The sequence below is a fragment of the Bacillus basilensis genome (assembly GCF_050630465.1).
Lineage (GTDB): Bacteria > Bacillota > Bacilli > Bacillales > Bacillaceae_G > Bacillus_A > Bacillus_A basilensis.
Genome location: NZ_JBNTQO010000011.1, coordinates 1 through 18,574 on the forward strand (window position 1 = coordinate 1; position 18,574 = coordinate 18,574).

Genomic DNA, 18,574 nt, shown 5'->3' on the forward strand with positions numbered 1-18,574 from the left:
GAAACAGAAATTTTGCCATCTTTATCAGTAGTTAAATCAGAACGAACGTCGTTGCCGTTCATATCAACGATTTTAAAGATAGCCCCTTCAAGAGTAGAGCCGTCGATGTCGTCGACTTTAGTTAATTCAACAGCGCCTTTAGTCAAGCTATTCATAGCAGTAACAGAAGCTGTAGCCGTTTGACTCTTTTCAACGGTAAACTTGATAGGGTTTTGATTTAGATCGTAATGTTTCGGAGCCTTCGTTTCAATAAACTGATAGTCTCCCGGACGTAAATCAGAAACAGAAATTTTGCCATCTTTATCAGTAGTTAAATCAGAACGAACGTCGTTGCCGTTCATATCAACGATTTTAAATACAGCGTCTTTAAGAACAGAACCGTCGACATCGTCCACTTTAGAAAGTTCAACAGCGCCCGTTATTAAGCTATTTGTAGCAGTAACGGAAGCGATTTTTTCTTGTCCTTTTTTAACAGTGAATTTAATAGGTGTTTCGTTTAAGTCATAGTGATTAGGAGCTTTTGTTTCGATAAACTCATAGTCTCCTGGCGGTAATTCATCCACAACTAAACGGCCGTTTTTATCAGTAGTTAAATCAGTACGGACGTCGTGTCCATTCTTATTAACAATTTTAAATACCGCACCCTCAAGTGTTGTGTTTTCTTCAACATCATCAACTTTAATTAACTCCACACTACCTTTCGTTAAGCTGTTGGTAGCTGTAACGAAGACGTGTTTTGTTTGACTTCTTTCAATTGTGAACTTAATAGGATTTTCATTTAAGTCATAATGTTTCGGAGCTTTCGTTTCAATAAATTGATAGTCTCCAGGTTGTAAGTCTTTAGCGATGATTTTTCCGTCTTTATTGGTAACTAAATTTGTACGAATATCATTACCGTTCATATCAGTAATTTTAAATACAGCATCTTCTAGCGTTTCTTTCAAATCTAAAGAGTCAACTTTCGTTAATTCAACGCCACCCTTAGTTAAGCCATTTTTAGCAGTAACAGAAACGTGAGTTGGTTGGCTTTTCTCGATAGTGAAAGGAATCGGTGTTTTATTTAAATCATAATGTTTCGGAGCTTTCGTTTCAACGAATTGATAATCTCCTGGTCGTAAATTAGAAGCAGAAACTTTCCCGTCTTTATCAGTAGTTAAGTTCGTGCGAACAACTTTCCCTGTCGCATCAATGATGTTAAATACTGCATCAGAAAGTTTTGTATCTAGATTTATATCATCAACTTTAATTAATTCTACAGCACCTTCAATTAAGCTGTTCTTAGCAGTGACTTGTAACTTCTCTGCTTGGCTTTTCTCAATTGTAAATTTAATCGGTGTAGCATCTAGTTTATAGTGCTTAGGAGGTGTTGTTTCAATAAATTGATAGTCTCCAGGATGTAAATCAGGAATAGAAACTTTCCCTTTCGCATCTGTCGTAATGCCAATGCGAACGTCATTCCCGTTCATATCAACAATTTTAAATACAGCACCTTCAAGAGCTGTACCGTCGATATCATCCACTTTAGAAAGCTCTACAGCACCTTTTGTTAAACTATTTTTAGCAGTAACAGAAATCGGTTCAGCTTGTCCTTTTTCGATAGTGAAAGGAATTGGTTCTTTATTTAAATCGTAATGTTTTGGAGCCTTTGTCTCGATGAATTGATAATCACCCGGACGTAGGTCGTTAATTTCGATTTTTCCTTTACCATTTGTAACAAGGTCTTTATGAATTACAGTACCCTTCATATCAACAATGTTAAATACTGCGCCTTCAAGAGTAGTACCGTCGACGTCATCCACTTTAGAAAGTTCAACGCCACCTTTTGTTAAACTATTTTTCATAGTAACAGTAGCAATATCTTTTTGGCTTTTTTCAACTGTAACTATAATGGGCTTTTTGTCTAAATCATAATGTTTCGGAGCCGTTGTTTCGACAAATTGATACGTGCCAGGACGTAAATTTTCAACAACGATTTTTCCTTCATTATTTGTTTTTAAATCTGTTTTAAGCACTTTCCCGTTTTGGTCTAGTAAATTAAATACTGCATCAGAAAGTTTCATTTGATCGTTTAGATCATCTACTTTAATTAGTTCAATACTACCTTGTTGTAAGCTATTTTTAGCAGTTAAAGAAATAGCTTTCTTCTGTCCTTTTTCAATAGTGAAATCGATTGGTGTTTCATCTAAAACGTAATGCTTAGGAGCTTCTGTTTCGATGAATTGGTAATCACCAGGACGTAGGTCGTTAACTTCAATTTTCCCTTTACTATTTGTAACAAGGCCTTTATGAATTACAGTACCCTTCATATCAACGACGTTAAATACTGCGCCTTCAAGTTTAGTGCCATCGATGTCATCTACTTTAGAAAGTTCCACTGCACCTTTTGTTAGAGCGTTTTTAGCCGTAATATGAAGAGTTTCAGTTTGGCTTTTCTTAATTGTAAATTCAATCGGTTTTTTATTTAAATCGTAATGTTCAGGAGCAATTGTCTCAACGAATTGATACGTACCCGGACGTAGGTTTTCAACAACAATTTTTCCGTCATCATTTGTTTTTAAGCCTTCTTTAACTACCTCTCCGTCTGCATCTAATAAATCAAATACAGCATTAGCCAGCTTTGTATCAGTATCAATATCGTCAATTTTTGTTAATTCAACGCTACCTTTTTTCAAAGTATTTTTTCCTGTAACAGGAATCTTTTTCGTTTGGTTTCGTTCAATCTTAAATGGAATCGGATTCTCATCTAACACATAATGTTCAGGAGCAGCTGTTTCAATAAACTGATAGTCTCCTGGACGTAAATTAGAAACAGAAATTTCACCATTGTCATCTGTAATAAGGTTTGTGCGAACTTCTTTACCATCCATATCCACAATTTTAAATACTGCATTTTTCAGCATTGTACGATCGATGTCATCAATTTTTGTTAAAATGACGCCACCTTTCGTTAAGCTGTTAGTAGCGGTAACGTTAATATTTTCTTTTTGACTTTTTCCGATAGTGAACGGAATAGGATCTTTCCTTAAGTCATAGTATTTTGGGGCTTTTACTTCAATAAATTGATAGTCACCTGGACGTAAATCAGAAGCAGAAACTTTACCATGTTCATCGGTAGTTAATCCTTTACGAACTACCTTTGTCGTATCATGAGCATCAACAATTATAAATACTGCGCCTTCAAGAGTAACGTCATCAATGTCATCAACTTTTGTTAAAGTAACGCCACCTGTAAGTAAACTATTTGTTACAGTGACAGGGACTGGAAGATCATCCTTGCTACCTTTTTTAATTGTGAACTTAATAGGTGTTTGATCTAATTTATAATGTTCAGGAGCAGCTGTTTCAATAAATTGATAATCTCCTGGTGCTAAATCAGGAATAACTATTACTCCGTAATCATCTGTTTTTAAATCTTTCGCAATTTCTTTACCAGTTGCGTCTTGTAATGTGAACACTGCGCCGGCAAGAGCGATACTACTTTCCACATCATCTTCTTTAATAAGTTTAACTTTTCCTTTCGTTAAACTATTTTTAAATGTAAGTGGAAGAAGTTTTTGTTGTCCTTTTTCGATTGTAAATTCAATAGGTTCTACATTTACATCGTAATAAGTTGGAGCCTTTGTTTCGATAAGTTTATAGTTACCGGGACGTAAGTCGTCAACAACTAGCATTCCGTTACTATTCGTAACAAGTTCCGTACGAGCATCTTCATTCGTATCTCTATTAACGATTTTAAATACTGCACCTTCAAGTGTTTCCTTTTCATCTGCAGCATTCACTTTTGTTAATTCAATACCGCCTTTTGTTAAGCTATTTTTAGCCGTAACAGTAATTGGTGAAGTTCCTTGACTTTCTTTAATCGTGAACTCGATAGGCTGTGTATTTTTATCGTAATACTTCGGTGCTGTTACTTCGATAAATTTATAATTGCCAGGGCGTAAACCAGTAGCGATAGCCTTACCATCTGCACCAGTTTTTACATTTTCGCGAATGACTTTCTTTTCATCATTAGCATCAACAATTTTAAATACAGCACCTTCAAGAGCTGTACCATCGATATCATCAACTTTCGTTAATTCAACATCTCCTGGTTTTAAAGCATTTTCAGCTTTCACAAGTAGAGTTTCTTTTTGACTTCTATCGATTGTAAATTCAATAGGTTCTGCTCGTAAAACGTAATGTTCAGGAGCAGCTGTTTCAATAAATTTATACGTACCAGGACGTAAATTACTAACTTTAAATTTCCCTTTTTTATCGGTAGTTAAGTTAGTGTGAGGGGGAACTTCATTATTATTAGCATCGACAAGTTTGAATACAGCACCTTCTAGCGGCTTTTTCTCACCAAACTCATCAACTTTTAATAATTCCACTTCTCCGGTTTTTAAACTGTTTGTTGCTGTAACAGTAGCAAAAGACTGTTGGCTTTTATCGATTGTAAACTCGATAGGATTTGCATTTAACACATAATCCTTAGGAGATTCTGTTTCAATAAATTTATACGTGCCAGGCTCTAAGTCTTTAACAGTTACTTTACCATCCGCACCAGTTTTTACATTTTCGCGAATGACTTTCTTTTCATCATTAGCATCAACAATTTTAAATACAGCACCTTCAAGAGCTGTACCGTCGATATCATCAGTTTTTGTTAAAGTGACGCCACCTTTAATGAGGTGATTCGTCGCAGTAACAGTAACTGCTTTCTTTTGACTTTTTACAATTGTAAACTCAATTGGTTTTTTATCTATGTCGTAATCTTTAGGTGCTTTTTCTTCAACAAATCGATAGTCCCCAGGACGTAAATCTTTTGCTTCAATTTGTCCTTGATCATTTGTCGTTAATTTTTCATATCCACGAATTACATTGTTATATTGATCTCGTACACTGAACTCCGCACCTGCTAAAGTTTTTCCGTCTTTATCGACTTTTGTTAAAATGGCCGATCCTGGAATCAAGCTGTTTGTTGCAGTTCGGTTTATTACAGTCGTTTGATCTTCTTTGATTGTAAATTTAATAAGTGTACTGTCTAATTTATAATGCTCAGGAGCAGTTGTTTCTTGTAAATAGTAAGTTCCTGGCTTTAAATTATCTATAGTAATTTGTCCTTTGTTATTTGTTGTTAATTTTTCGTGTTCTGAAATTATTTTTTTGTCTTTATCAAGTAGTGTGAAAACGGCACCTTGCAGTGTTACGTTTTTATTCAGGTCATCAGACTTTGTTAAAACTACTTTACCGACAAATTTCTTATTTACAAGTTTATATGTTGTAGTCTCTTGTGAACCAAGTTCAACAATTTTTCCCTGTTTTAAATCCCAGCTAATTACATAGCCCTCAGGAGCTTTTGTTTCTTTTAATAAATATTTATCACGCTTTAAGTTATTAAACTTAGCAATACCATCTTTGTCTGTTGTTATTTCACGGATAACGGTTTTTCCTGTACGATCGTATAAAGTAAATTCTGCCCCGGACAATGGTACTTTCTTATTGTCGTTATCTACCTTTATAATTTCAAGGTTTCCGCGCCCTTTAGTAGCAGATCCTCCACCCGAACCGGAAGACATTCTCACCTCAATCGTTTCAACAGTTTCTGTATTTTTAACTGTTAACTGATTGCCAGCGATTTTTGCTTTATTACTCACTTTTTCTTTATCGTCTGCATTAATAAGTGAGCGATATTCTAAAATATAAGCTCGATCAATTTTCTTCAAGAAAGCAATTTCAAAATGTTGCTTTCCAGTATTATTGTCTGTTGTGATCGTTAACTTATAGTCTGTTCCTTGTTTTAATTCATTTGCTGTATCTTTTGTTAAATTTCCATATGGATCAACAGTTGTAGGGTATAAGTGGAATGAATCTGCCACAAGTACCTGATTGTCTGTTGGATCGTCTGTTACAACTGCGTCTGCAATGGTGGATTGGCTTTCGTTAATTGCAATACTCCAATTAATATAGTTGTCGTCTTGCACAGCTTTTTTAGTAACGAAGCTGCCACCTTTATTTACTTGAGCGTCACCTTTAAGAGTATTTACAATTTTAGAGCCATCTTTTAACTCTGCCTCGTTTTTGTAGGTGCCTTGGATAAGTTCACCATCGAGGCTTGTTTTAAAGATAATATAGTAAGGTGAATTAATTGATTGTTTGAAATGAACCTGTAGGGTGTTTTTATTTTTATCTGTAGGTTCTTCAAGCTCATACTGCTCAATTGGTACTGCATCACCAGGTCTTGCATTATCCGGGCTTCCATTTAAAATCATATGGCGCACTTCAATGGATCCTGGTACTAACTTTTGTTTATCTTGTATTACGTCTATAACATATGGATCTTTAATCTCAACATTATTATAATTAAAACCTATTATCCAAGTGATTTCTTTCGTTTGGGCGTTATAAGAACCATATTTATATCCATTCGCCTTTGTGAAAGTATCAGGATCAAAGTCCGCTTCAACTTTATTTGATTGTGGATTGGACCCTGCGTCTATCCAAGATAGATTACCTGTATTTTTAAATGAAGTTTCACCACTTTCTAATTTTGTATAGTCAAAGTCTGTCGTATATTTTACGACTAATGTCTTTGTCATATTAGACTGATATGTATCTATAAGGGTAATTGTGAAACCTTTATCTGTTACATCTAAAACATAATCAGTCCCAGCTTGAAGGGTATAATCTCCATCTTTAATTTCTAGTTTTTTATCTTTTAATTGTAATCCACCATGGTCAAAGGTATCCGTAATGATCGCGTTGTTTAATGGATAGTTGTTATTATTTACCGTAATTGTCCAGGTTGTTGTTTTGTCTTTATAATTTGTTTCAGCTTTATTATTAGATTTAATAATATTTTGCTGCTGGAAGCCAGCCTCATTTTCTTTACTTGAGCCATTATCAGCTGTAACTGTATTCTTTATTTTTCCATCTTTTATGACATTATTAGTTGGCTTTGTTTTATAGGTAATTACATAAGCACTATTAATATCTTCATTAAACTGTAAATCGAATCCATTCTTCTTGTTACTTACAGTGTAATTATTAACAGCATCTCCTGTTACAAGCCTTCCTTTATCATCGTATGAAGCGTTTTTCACAATGATAGAATTTACATCTAGTTCATGTGTATCGTCAAAAATATCTTTTAAAAGTGCATCTGTTTTTTTGATATTTCTTTGATCACCGTTGTAAGTAATTGTCCATTCAATTATTTGGGTCTTTGGATCATATTTACTTGTTTTGTTTAAATGTGTACCACGAGAGACTGTTACAGTAGAGCTTGCTTTTTGTTGCTCTTGATTATCACTCGTTATCGTAACGTTATTATGGAAGCTTTTTACGTTTTCATCAGTGATTTTTGTGACATATTCGATTTGATATGCTTCTTTAATAGAATCTTTAAAAGCAATCTCCAATTTTGAACCATCTGATGAAATAATTTTGTAATCTGCTGGATCAGCTTCTTTACCACGTGTTGCGTTCCCGTTAACATCAACTTCTAAATAATAAACTTTAATAGAATCCTTATTTAAACTTGTACCTTGTGGGATGTTATCTTTAAAAACAGCGTTTTTAAGAGTGTCTTTCGTTTTGTTCATCTCTACTGTCCAATTAATTTCATTTGTATTAATTGGTCTATCAGGTAACCCTTTTTTATTCGTAGTTGTTTGTACATTAGGCTTAAAGTCAACTGTAATAGAAACATCTTTATCTTTAATTGGGAAAGGAATTTCTTGTGTTGTTGTACCTTTAATTTCAGCTTTATTAAATTCTGTTTTTAATTGTAGGTTACCAACAACATCTGGATGTTCCTCAACATAATCGTTGAATGTCATCGTGACTTTTCCATCTTTTGTAACGGTGAAATTACCAATTGGATTGTTTTCACTATCGTATAAAGGACTGTTAATCGTATTGTAAATCTTAAAGTGTTTAGGAAGATCAAAAATATAGTAATCTCCGCTTTTCACATTCATTGATTTTAAAAGTTCCCATGTAAACTCAATATTGGCAGGGGAATCTGTACTTGGACGGTTATCCTTTGTAAATGGTTTTCCGTCTTTGTCCGTCAACTTTACACCCGTTAAAATGTTTGTTGTTATTTGCTTTGGACCTGAATTTGTATTCTCAGCAGGATCGCTTGCTAGCTTTTGTTCTGGATTGTCAGTAGCAGATTTAGTTGCTGGGTTTTGTTCTGGATCATCAGTAGCAGGTTTGGTTACTGAATCTTGCTTAGGATTATCAGTAACAGGTTTAGTTACTGGATTTTGTTCCGGATCGTCAGTAGCAAGTTTAGTTGCTGAATCTTGCTCAGAATTATCAGTAACAGGTTTAGTTACTGGATTTTGTTCCGGATCGTCAGTAGCAGGTTTAGTTGCTGAATCTTGCTCAGGATTATCGGTAACAGGTTTAGCTACTCGATCTTGCACTTGTTTATTAGAATCCTGTTTGGTGCCATCTTCTTTAGAATCTTCTACTTGAATAGGAACTGTTATAGGCTGAACCAGTGTTCCTAAAGGAAAAGCGATTTGAACTGATTTTTCTTCAGTTTTTAAAGTTGGGTTAAACACAGTATCAATTTTAATTTTTCCTTTAGTATCTTTAGAATTTTCTACTTGATCATTAAATATTAGTTTTAATTTATTATCTTTAGCTGTTATAAAATATTGACCAATATTTTTTTGATCTGTTACTAAATCTCCTTGCACATCTTTAGATACTTTTAATGCAAGTGGTATTTGAATTACTGCTGTATCGTTTGCATGTACAACTTGTTGATCCTTTATTGACCAAGCATATTCTACTTGAATAGTTGATCCTATCTTTATTAAGTTGTTAGGATTTTTTGCTTCGTCAATAATATGATCCGTTGCATCTTTCATTTCAACAGTGTCAAATAATGAATTCCCCGTTAAGGTTTCCGCTTTTACTTGATTGTATGGGAAACTAGCAAGCTGCGAAAATAGTACAAATACAATTAAACATATATTGAAAAGTTTTTTCATTGTGCCTCCTTTATGAATCCTTTTATTGCATAAAAATGCTTTGTGAAGGGATTGTTTGTCATGGATCAATGTGCTTTACGTAATGCCTCCTTTACTACGTATACTCTCTAGGAAAGGTGTTCATATTCGATGCTTTGTAACGTAAAATAAATGCATATTCTAATAATATAGGGAGTGAATATACAAATTTCGACAAAAAATGTCGAATGGAATACTGATAAGGAATGATATCAGACCTTTATAGGATGTGACTTGTTATGTGGTTCTTTATAAAATAGGTACATACAAAAAATATGCAGTAAATACTTAAACTATTTTATAATGATTTGTATTCTTGCAATGTGCAAAGAATCGTTATAAAGGATCGTTTTACGATACATGCTAACCAAAATAATGTATCCTGTTGTAAAAAATTCTTTCATATTGAGGTAGTAATAAAATGTAGCTTGAATTTGGTCAGGATGAAGAAAATATGTACTGCCTAAAAGAGTATACAATTCGTAGATTAAAGCGAAGATAGCGTTTTATGATAAATAGAACGCATTACTTTAATCGATGCTGTTAAATAAAAAAAGAAGGTACTCCCTTGATCATCTTTTATAAGAGATAATCATCAATAACCTTCGTTAAAAATTATATATGTAAATGTAAAAGAGTTCAACCGTATTGCTTCTTTTCGAAAAAGTATGTAAAAAGAACCGCTTCTTACTAAGAAGCGGTTCTTTTTTATATTTCTGTTAAAATAATCGGTTCGCCGCGAGTTACGACAACTGTATGTTCACATTGTGCAACAAGGCTTTTATCAGGTGTAACGAATGTCCAACCATCATCGCCACGTTCGATAATATGATCAGCTTTCATAGAAATGAATGGTTCTACAGCGATCACAAGACCGTCTTTTAGAAGCGCATTATCCATTGGATCAAAGTAGCTTAAAATGTGATTTGGTGCTTCATGTAAGCTCAGACCAATACCGTGACCAGTCAAGTTTTGAATCACATTGTATCCATTTTTATGTGCAAAGTTTGAAACAGCACGCCCAATTTGGTTTTGTTTTGAACCAGCTTTAACTTTTTTCATTGCTGCCCAAAATGCATCAACAGCTGCTTGGCAAAGCTTTTCTTTTGCTTCATCTTCTCCAAGTACAAATGAAATACCTGTATCTGCATAATAACCATCAAGTGCAGCAGATACGTCGACATTTACAAGGTCGCCTTCTTTTAATGCACGATCTCCGGGAATACCGTGAGCAACTTCTTCGTTTACACTGATGCAAGTTACGCCAGGGAAATCATATTCTTTTTCAGGTGCAGAAATAGCACCATGCTCATCTAATATTTTTTTACCAATCAAATCTAGCTCTTTCGTTGTCATGCCTGGCTTTGCTTGTTTTTTCATTTCTTCACGTGCAAGCGCAACGATGCGGCCGATTTTTCGTAAGCCTTCTAAATCTTGTTCATTACGAATAATCATGAAAACCACTGTCCTTCCTCGAATATATATCTTACCCGATTGTATCATGTTTATTTTCGTCCTGCTACTCGCTTGCAGTATGCGGGGGGATTCGTCTCATAAGGAATACATGACAATTGTCATATCGATGTTATGACGCATCATACTGTTTCCTAAGTTTTCCAAATAATACAATGTAAATATAAGAAACAGCGGGGGTGGAGAGATGGAAAAGATTATTGAAGTAAATAGTGTTTCTAAAACATTTAAACATAAAAACGCAGTAAATAACGTTTCATTTCATGTGAATAAAGGAGAGATCGTAGCACTGCTTGGACCGAATGGTGCAGGGAAAACGACGACGATGTCGATGATGCTTGGATTAAAGGATCCGACGGAAGGAACTGTTTCTATATTTGGAAAGAGTCCAAAACATAGAGATGTTCGTAATAGCCTCGGCGCGATGCTACAAGAAGTAAGTGTCATTGATAGCATTACAGTCGAAGAGGCAATTGAGTTATTCCGTAGCTATTATACGAATCCGGTAGCGAAAGAAACGTTACTACAGTTATCAAATTTAAAATCGGAGCGAAAGCAAAGATGTGAGAAATTATCAGGTGGGCAAAAAAGAAGATTGAACTTTGCGCTCGCACTTGCGGGAAATCCGGATTTACTATTTTTAGACGAACCGACAGTTGGAATGGATATTACGTCTCGAAGAACATTTTGGGAAACAATTCGAAAGTTAGCAAGTGAAGGGAAAACGATTATTTTAACGACGCACTATTTAGAAGAAGCGGATGCGTTGGCGAATCGTATTTTATTGTTTGCGAACGGAAAGATTATCGCAGATGGTACACCGGATGAGATGAAGGCGACGATTTCGCGAAAAACAATTACGTTTTATTCGAAGGAAAGTATTCCTACAAGATTGCTAAAGGAATTACCATATGTAACAGAAGTACAGTCAAACGAAGGGCACTTCACTTTAACAACTGAAGATACAGATGCAACTTTAAAGGCGATTTATCAAAAGAATTTACCTGTAACAGATGTTTCAGTTGAACGTGGAAGTCTTGATGAAGCATTTGAACAATTTGTCTCAAATCAGAAGGGGGAAATCGCATGAGAGCGTTTTTGATGCAATGTAAGATGGAGATATTACGTACGTTTCGCAATAAATTATTTATCTTTTTTTCATTATTAATGCCAGTTATGTTTTACTATATTTTCACAAATGTTGTTCAAGTGCCACAGAACGGGAATGAATGGAAAGCTCACTATTTAATTTCTATGACTTCATTCAGTATTATTGGAACGGCACTTTTTAGCTTCGGTGTTCGTCTTTCTGAGGAAAGACAAAAAGGGTGGGCACAACTGTTGAGAATCACACCTTTGCCAGAAGGGGCATATATTTCTGCAAAAATTGTTTCACAAACAGTAGTAAATGTATTTTCAATCGTAGTTATTTTTATAGCAGGTATTTTAATTAATGATGTTCAGTTAACGTTTGGTCAATGGATAGGCGCTGGTTTATGGCTATTACTAGGTGTAACACCATTTTTAGCGCTTGGATCGATAGTCGGTTCTATTAAAAAGGTTGATGCAGCAGCAGGATTAGCAAACATTTTAAATATGTGTTTAGCAATTCTTGGTGGTCTATGGATGCCGATTGAAGTATTCCCGAAAATATTAAGATCTATCGGTGAATGGACACCAACATACCACTTTGGAAGCGGTGCATGGGATATTGTAGCTGGAAAATCAGTTGGTTGGGAAAATATCGCGGTATTAGGAGGTTATTTCCTTATATTTGTTGTAATATCAATATATATAAGAAAAGGACAGGAAGCGGTATAAATGATAGAGAAGAAGAGGATTGAAATTTTTCCGAAACATATGGGTTTCTTCCCGTATATGTGGTTTGTTTATCTATTATTTCCAATTTACCATTTAGCGCAGGCATCAGGGTGGAAGCTTGTAATGGGAAGCGGTATGTTGATAGTTTTTATCATCACATACCGTCAGCTTTATTTTGTGCAGAGGACGTTTGTTTTTTGGGCATGTATCCAAATGATACTCATCTTTTTATTTGCTTTATTTTACAATCCTTTCATGATATTCTTTGGTTTTTTCACGGCAAGTGCGATGGGATTTACGCCAAATAAGAAAGTATTTCGAGTACTATTATGTTTGTTAGTTATAATGCTTGGGGCATTTTTATTTGTAAATATGAATCAACTAACGACTACAAGTTTAGTAAATATTGTTCCAATGTTTATTTTAATGCTTCTTACACCATTTGGTATGCGCAACTTTAATCAGAAAAGGATGTTAAGAAATCAATTAAATGAAGCGAATGAACAAATTAAAGACTTAGTAAAACGTGAAGAACGGCAGCGGATTGCAAGGGATCTTCATGATACGTTAGGGCACACGTTATCACTCATTACTTTAAAAAGTCAGCTTGTGGAGAAGTTAATTGTAAAAAATCCGGAGCGTGCAAGTGCGGAAGCGAAGGAAATTACACAAACATCTCGTACCGCTTTAAAGCAGCTAAGGGAATTAATTTCTGATATGCGCATGATTACAGTAGAAGAAGAGCTTGAGCAAATAAAAGCAATCTTACAAGCTGCTAATATTGGATTAGAGATCAAACAAGAAACGAGTGCGAGTTCGTTATCACCTATTGAACAAAATATTTTAGGAATGTGTTTACGTGAGGCTGTGACAAATGTTGTAAAGCATAGTAAGGCAACGCGTTGCACAGTTTCTGTACTAGAATTACAAGGCGAATTAATTTTGATAGTAGAAGATAACGGAATTGGCTTAGCAGATCAAAACCATGATGGAAATGGCATTCGTGGCATAAAAGAGCGAATCGCTCTTATTGATGGATTTGTTGAAATGGGTACGATTAATCCAGGGACACTATTAACAGTAAAAGTTCCAGTTGTTATTCGAACAGGAAAAGATGAGGTGAGGGTATGATTCGAATTATTATTGCAGAAGATCAACGGATGCTTCGTGGTGCATTAGGGGCCCTGCTTGATCTAGAAGATGATATTGAAGTAATTGGGCAAGCTGCGAACGGGGAAGAGGCGCTAAAACTAATTGAATCGTTAAAGCCTGATGTAAGCATTATGGATATTGAAATGCCAATTCAAAGTGGATTAGATGTTGCGGAAACATTAAAGAAAGAAAAATCAGCATGCAAAGTAATGATTTTAACAACATTTGCGCGCCCTGGATATTTTGAACGAGCAATGAAAGCTGGGGTGCACGGATATTTATTAAAAGATAGCCCAAGTGAAGATTTAGCCGCATCAATTCGCAATGTAATGAAAGGAAAACGGGAGATCTCTCAAGATTTAATGTTCGGCTTATGGCAGGAGCAAAATCCTTTATCGGATCGCGAAAAAGAAGTATTGTTACTTGCGAAAGAAGGAAAGACGGCAAATGAAATTGCGAAGGCACTTTATCTTTCACCTGGTACAGTACGTAATTATATTTCTGAAGTATTAACGAAGCTTGATGCGAAAAATAGAATTGAGGCAATTACAATTGCGGAAGAAAAGGGATGGATATGAAAAGAAGTTTACCTATGAGTGGTAAACTTCTTTTTCTTGTAATTCCGTCTCGGTTGCATCACCTAGAATTTGAACTATATCGCGTAATTTAGATTTCACTTCATTTTTCGACAAAAAATTTGTTATAGTAAGATTAGGTTGTTGATCTAAATTTTGAACAACTTTACCACTAACAGTTGTGATTACTCCATTTTTATCTACTTTTACAATGAGATTTTGGCCATATACTTTATAGTTTTTGTAAGTTTGTGCAGGGCGAACTTCGGTTTGATTTTCTTTTGTTTCTTTATTTGTAGGTTGGAAATCTACATTTTTTTCAGTAGTGACTTGTTCTTGTTGAGCTTTAGCCCCGTTTACCTCACCTTTTAAATACTTTTTCGCAATATTTTCTTTCGTATCATTTTGAGGTTCTGTTAATTTCCCAATTGTTAAACCAGGCTGAGCAATTTCAACTTTCACTTCATTTTTATTTAATTCTTGGGCATGAATAGCTTCTGCTGATAAAGGATAAAGAAGACCGAATGTAACGAAAGCACGGGCAAATTTTCTATAATTTATCTATAAAATTACTAGTCTATTATATTATGTGAGATGGATTGTATGAAAAATTTGCCGAATTTTATATATATTATGCATTATTTCATATCAAAAATTGTCGAATTCACATTATTGTAGTGGTATGACAACTCAAAAAATTAGATTGTTATAATGGGATGGTGAGTAAGTATGAACGCAGAAAAATTAGGAAATGAAATAAAGAAAATTAGGGTGATGAGAGGATTAACACAAAAACAGTTGTCTGATAACATATGTCATCAATCGGAAGTGAGCAGAATTGAAGCAGGCGCAGTATACCCAAGTATGGATATATTGCAAGGTATTGCAGCAAAATTACAAGTTCCCATTACTCATTTTTATGAGGTACTCATTTATTCTGATATTGAGAGGAAAAAGCAGTTTAAAGATCGAATTCAAGTATTGAGCAAGAAAAAAAAATATGATGAAATTTATAAAATTGTTTCAAATGAACTTAAGAAAGAAAAATCCCATCCAGAATTTAATCAGTTTCTTCTTTGGTACTATTACTTATCTGCATATGTTTTGAAGAAACTCGATTTTGAATATTGTATTTTAGAGTTAAAAAAAATTGTACATCAATCATATGGAGGGGTAGATGTATTTCAAGATTTATATATTGAAAATTCTATTGCAATCATTTATGCAGAAAACGATCAATTGGACAAAGCAATGACACTATTCCGAGAAATTTTAAAACAGTTAGAATCATTTAACAATAATCAAGTATTTATAGTTAAAGTTCGATATAACTATGCAAAAGCTTTATGTTTGAGTAATCATTTTGAAGATGCACTATATCAATTGAATGAAGCAATTGAGACTTCCTGTCATATAGGAAGTATGGAGTTAATTGGGCATTTATATTACCAAAAGGGTGAGTGTCTGGAGAAATTAGATTATGCATCAAATGAAATTAAAGAAGTTTATGAAAAAGCTTCTTTATTCTTTGATTTATTAGATTTGCATTCATATAAAGCGGCTGTATTAAAGAAAAAGAAATATTTAAATTAAGGTTGGTTCCGATATGCATATTTGCATATTTTACAAGTATATTTTTGTGATATATTTACAAGAAAAAACATAGGGTGATAAATATGAAGAAATTTCTTGTTTGTAGTTTAGTAGCCGTTGCAATGTTGTCTGGTATTGCCTTTGGAGTAAGTCAAGAGCAAGTGCTAATAAATCAGCAAGATCAAGTACAATTAGCTCGTGATATACCGTTTGAACATTAAAAAACAACCGTCTTACTTAGACGGTTGTTTTTTTGTGGAGTAACCTCCAAACATCTTTACTAGAAACAGGCTTGCTAATAAAGAACCCTTGAATGTTGTCACAGTTTTGCTCATATAAAAACTTCCATTGTTCCTCGGTCTCTACACCTTCCGCAATAACTTCTAAATGTAGTTCTTTTGATAGTGTAATAATAGAAGAAATAATCGCTTCCTCTAAAGGGCTAGTTGTAATGCCGCAAATAAATTCTCGAGCAATTTTTAATGTGTTAATTGGATATTTTGTTAAATAAGCTAAAGAACTATAACCAGTTCCAAAGTCGTCGATTGAAATTTGAATACCGAGATTTTGAAGCTGTTCTAACTTTGCAACTACAGATTGATTTTGATTAATTGCGATACTTTCCGTAATTTCAATATCTAATGCTTCTGGTTTTAGCTCTGTTTCTTCTAATACTTTTGAAATGGTTGGGATTAAATCTGCATGGTTAAATTGAACAACAGATAAATTCACACCAACTTTCAAGTGAGAAAAACCTTGATTATGCCACCTTTTTGCCTCTAAGCAGGCGGTACGTAAAATCCAATTTCCAAGCTCAATAATAAATCCGGTTTCCTCCGCTAGCGGAATGAACTGGGCAGGGGATACGATACCGAGTTTTGGATGTTTCCAACGAATTAATGCTTCAAAGCCGATAATTTGTTTTGTTTTTGTGCTTACTTGTGGCTGGTATTCAAGGAAAAATTCATTTTGTTGTAATGCTTTTGAAAGTTCCCCTTCTAAGAAGTTACTCTCATTTTGAGCAATACTCATTTCTTTTGAGAAGAAAACGAATCTGTTTTTTCCATTTGCTTTCGCGCGATACATAGCCATATCAGCATTTTTCATTAATTCTGTTACATCTGTTCCATAATCAGGGTACATTGCAATTCCGATACTTGGTGTAATAGACAATTCTTCATCTTTAATGAAGAATGGTTTGTTTAAAATGGTTAAAATCTGTTCAGCTATAAATATTGCACTCTTTTCTGAGTACATATCTGGTAATAAAATTGTAAACTCATCTCCGCCTTGGCGAGCAACGACATCCTTTGAACGCAAGCAACTGCGTAACCTTTTTGCTACTTCAATTAATAATAAATCTCCGACGTCGTGACCAAGTCTATCGTTAATTTTTTTGAATCGATCTAAATCAAGGAACATGATGGCAACATCATTTGCACTAGTTTGAGCTGTGTTTAAAATGTCTTTTAAATCCTTTTCAAACTTTCGACGATTTGGTAATCCAGTAAGTGCATCATGAAAGGCTAAATGTTCTACTTGTTTTTGTTTTTCATATAAAGTTGTAATATCACGTGCTATGCCGAACATCCCAACAACTTCTTTGTTTATGAAAATAGGGATGAGTGTAATGTGAAGATAATAGTAATAGCCTTCTTTTTCTTTTGTGCGAACTTCTAAGGTTTGTGGTCTACCTTCTTTTGTTATTTGTAAAGCTTTCTGTAGTAAATCATGGTCTTTTGGATCAATAAAGTGTAAAAGGGAGTAGCTTTCTACTTCACAATAGTAGGCAGTAAATAAGCTTTCACAAGCTGTATTAGATTGTTGGAAAATACCATTCATATTTAAAGAGAAAACAGCATCGGGATGATCTTCAAATAAAGATTTATAGCGTTGTTCACTTTTGGATAATGCAAATGCACCTTCTTCAACTTCATCTTCTAGTTGTGTAGTCAGCTGTTCATATGTATCGATTAATACTTTATTATCTTTCCACATGTAAAGTTGTCGTAGGAATAATAAGATGAGTGATAATACTAGACCGATTAACATGAACTTATCATCCCAAGGTTGAAAGAGAATAAAAGAAAAAGTAATGATTATACTAAAATAAGGTAATATAAAGCGCACATAATCAAATCGATAATATTTTGTTTTCGTTTCATGCTGTATTGGTTTATCTAAAATATATAGTATGGACGACAAACCAATTAATAAAATTGAAGCGGTATGTATTAAATAAGAGACTTCAGCAGAAGTTTGCATTCCTATGTTTAACTGGAACAACTGTATATATCCGTAAACGAGAATGATAGTAAAACCAATAATTAATGAAATTCTACTAGAAGAATATTGTTCTCTTCTATATAGGCTAATAACGGCGTAAATTACTAATGATTGTGCGATAAAGTATCCGATTAAAACCCACGTACCCTTTGTTAGCATATTGAAGCTTGAAAGGTCCAAAATAAAAGTTAAGGTAAAATAAATATTCATAATAACGATAAAGATACTATCGAATGAAAATTGGGCAAGGCCTCTAATAGAGTAATGTTTTATGAACTTTATAGCAAAGCCAGAAAAGAGTAAAATATATTGTATGATGAAAAAAGGTAGTGCCTCATATGAGAATATGACTTGATTACATATAGAAAGTGAATGAAGAAATAAAGTTATCTCCATAGCCAATCCACATAGGCAAGTGCATAATAATAACACCCAAAATAATTTATCACCGCGTTTCATCTTCTTAATTGCTTTATATGAGCAATAACAAGAAAAGATTGCAGCAAAACAAAATAAGAAAAGGATTCCAATTTCTTTTATATTCCACTCATTTGGAATAAAGAATATCCAAAGAGAAAATATACAAATATAAATTATGACAAATTGTACATATTTTTTTTGATTAATCATATTATGACTCCGTTTCAATAAAGTTGAATCTCAGGG

The 18,574-nt window shown here is 34.0% G+C and carries 10 protein-coding genes; 6 read left to right on the forward strand and 4 right to left on the reverse strand.

The features are described 5' to 3' along the window. Both ACQVV1_RS19335 and map read right to left on the reverse strand, forming a co-directional pair. Nucleotides 1-8,990 (reverse strand): SpaA isopeptide-forming pilin-related protein (locus tag ACQVV1_RS19335; protein WP_431169391.1); only part of this gene is annotated, 8,990 nt, incomplete at its 3' end. A gap of 726 nt (nucleotides 8,991-9,716) precedes the next feature. Further along, nucleotides 9,717-10,511, reverse strand: coding sequence for a type I methionyl aminopeptidase (gene map / locus ACQVV1_RS19340; protein WP_309259557.1), 795 nt, complete (start codon nucleotides 10,509-10,511; stop codon nucleotides 9,717-9,719). 157 nt (nucleotides 10,512-10,668) lie between these two features. On the opposite strand from map, the gene ACQVV1_RS19345 reads away from it, so the two are divergent. From ACQVV1_RS19345 to ACQVV1_RS19360, 4 genes are read left to right on the forward strand one after another with little or no spacing between them, the layout of a single operon-like run. Next, a complete protein-coding gene (locus ACQVV1_RS19345; protein ID WP_242254184.1) occupies nucleotides 10,669-11,571 on the forward strand; it encodes an ABC transporter ATP-binding protein in 903 nt (300 codons plus the stop codon). After that, on the forward strand, nucleotides 11,568-12,302 hold the full coding sequence (locus ACQVV1_RS19350) for an ABC transporter permease (protein WP_242254186.1): 735 nt from the start codon (nucleotides 11,568-11,570) through the stop codon (nucleotides 12,300-12,302). Before ACQVV1_RS19345 ends, ACQVV1_RS19350 begins: the two co-directional genes overlap by 4 nt. Beyond that, a complete protein-coding gene (locus tag ACQVV1_RS19355) occupies nucleotides 12,303-13,433 on the forward strand; it encodes a sensor histidine kinase (protein ID WP_431169392.1) in 1,131 nt (376 codons plus the stop codon). Beyond that, the gene (locus tag ACQVV1_RS19360; protein ID WP_000619254.1) at nucleotides 13,430-14,032 is read left to right on the forward strand and encodes a response regulator transcription factor; all 603 of its coding nucleotides are present in this window, start codon (nucleotides 13,430-13,432) and stop codon (nucleotides 14,030-14,032) included. Before ACQVV1_RS19355 ends, ACQVV1_RS19360 begins: the two co-directional genes overlap by 4 nt. A 12-nt stretch (nucleotides 14,033-14,044) precedes the next feature. On the opposite strand, the gene ACQVV1_RS19365 is transcribed toward ACQVV1_RS19360, so the two are convergent. Further along, the gene (locus tag ACQVV1_RS19365; RefSeq protein ID WP_313897241.1) at nucleotides 14,045-14,416 is read right to left on the reverse strand and encodes a bacillolysin; all 372 of its coding nucleotides are present in this window, start codon (nucleotides 14,414-14,416) and stop codon (nucleotides 14,045-14,047) included. A 342-nt stretch (nucleotides 14,417-14,758) separates the two neighbouring features. Between ACQVV1_RS19365 and ACQVV1_RS19370 the strand changes: the two genes are divergently transcribed. Next, nucleotides 14,759-15,622: a helix-turn-helix domain-containing protein gene (locus tag ACQVV1_RS19370; protein WP_063222538.1), complete on the forward strand. Its 864-nt coding sequence runs from the start codon at nucleotides 14,759-14,761 to the stop codon at nucleotides 15,620-15,622. A gap of 83 nt (nucleotides 15,623-15,705) precedes the next feature. Further along, nucleotides 15,706-15,843, forward strand: a complete 138-nt coding sequence (locus ACQVV1_RS19375; RefSeq protein WP_063222537.1) for a quorum-sensing peptide PapR — start codon at nucleotides 15,706-15,708, stop codon at nucleotides 15,841-15,843. A gap of 16 nt (nucleotides 15,844-15,859) precedes the next feature. Here the strand turns inward: ACQVV1_RS19375 and ACQVV1_RS19380 are convergent, their stop codons facing one another. Continuing rightward, on the reverse strand, nucleotides 15,860-18,538 hold the full coding sequence (locus ACQVV1_RS19380; RefSeq protein WP_242254190.1) for a DUF4084 domain-containing protein: 2,679 nt from the start codon (nucleotides 18,536-18,538) through the stop codon (nucleotides 15,860-15,862). Nucleotides 18,539-18,574 lie beyond the last annotated feature (36 nt).

Excerpts from the sequence above, each read along its gene's own strand:
- map (WP_309259557.1), bottom strand. The coding sequence starts at position 10,511 with ATGATACAATCGGGTAAGATATATATTCGAGGAAGGACAGTGGTTTTC.
- ACQVV1_RS19375 (WP_063222537.1), top strand. The coding sequence starts at position 15,706 with ATGAAGAAATTTCTTGTTTGTAGTTTAGTAGCCGTTGCAATGTTGTCT.
- ACQVV1_RS19360 (WP_000619254.1), top strand. The coding sequence starts at position 13,430 with ATGATTCGAATTATTATTGCAGAAGATCAACGGATGCTTCGTGGTGCA.
- ACQVV1_RS19355 (WP_431169392.1), top strand. The coding sequence starts at position 12,303 with ATGATAGAGAAGAAGAGGATTGAAATTTTTCCGAAACATATGGGTTTC.
- ACQVV1_RS19380 (WP_242254190.1), bottom strand. The coding sequence starts at position 18,538 with ATGATTAATCAAAAAAAATATGTACAATTTGTCATAATTTATATTTGT.
- ACQVV1_RS19370 (WP_063222538.1), top strand. The coding sequence starts at position 14,759 with ATGAACGCAGAAAAATTAGGAAATGAAATAAAGAAAATTAGGGTGATG.
- ACQVV1_RS19345 (WP_242254184.1), top strand. The coding sequence starts at position 10,669 with ATGGAAAAGATTATTGAAGTAAATAGTGTTTCTAAAACATTTAAACAT.
- ACQVV1_RS19350 (WP_242254186.1), top strand. The coding sequence starts at position 11,568 with ATGAGAGCGTTTTTGATGCAATGTAAGATGGAGATATTACGTACGTTT.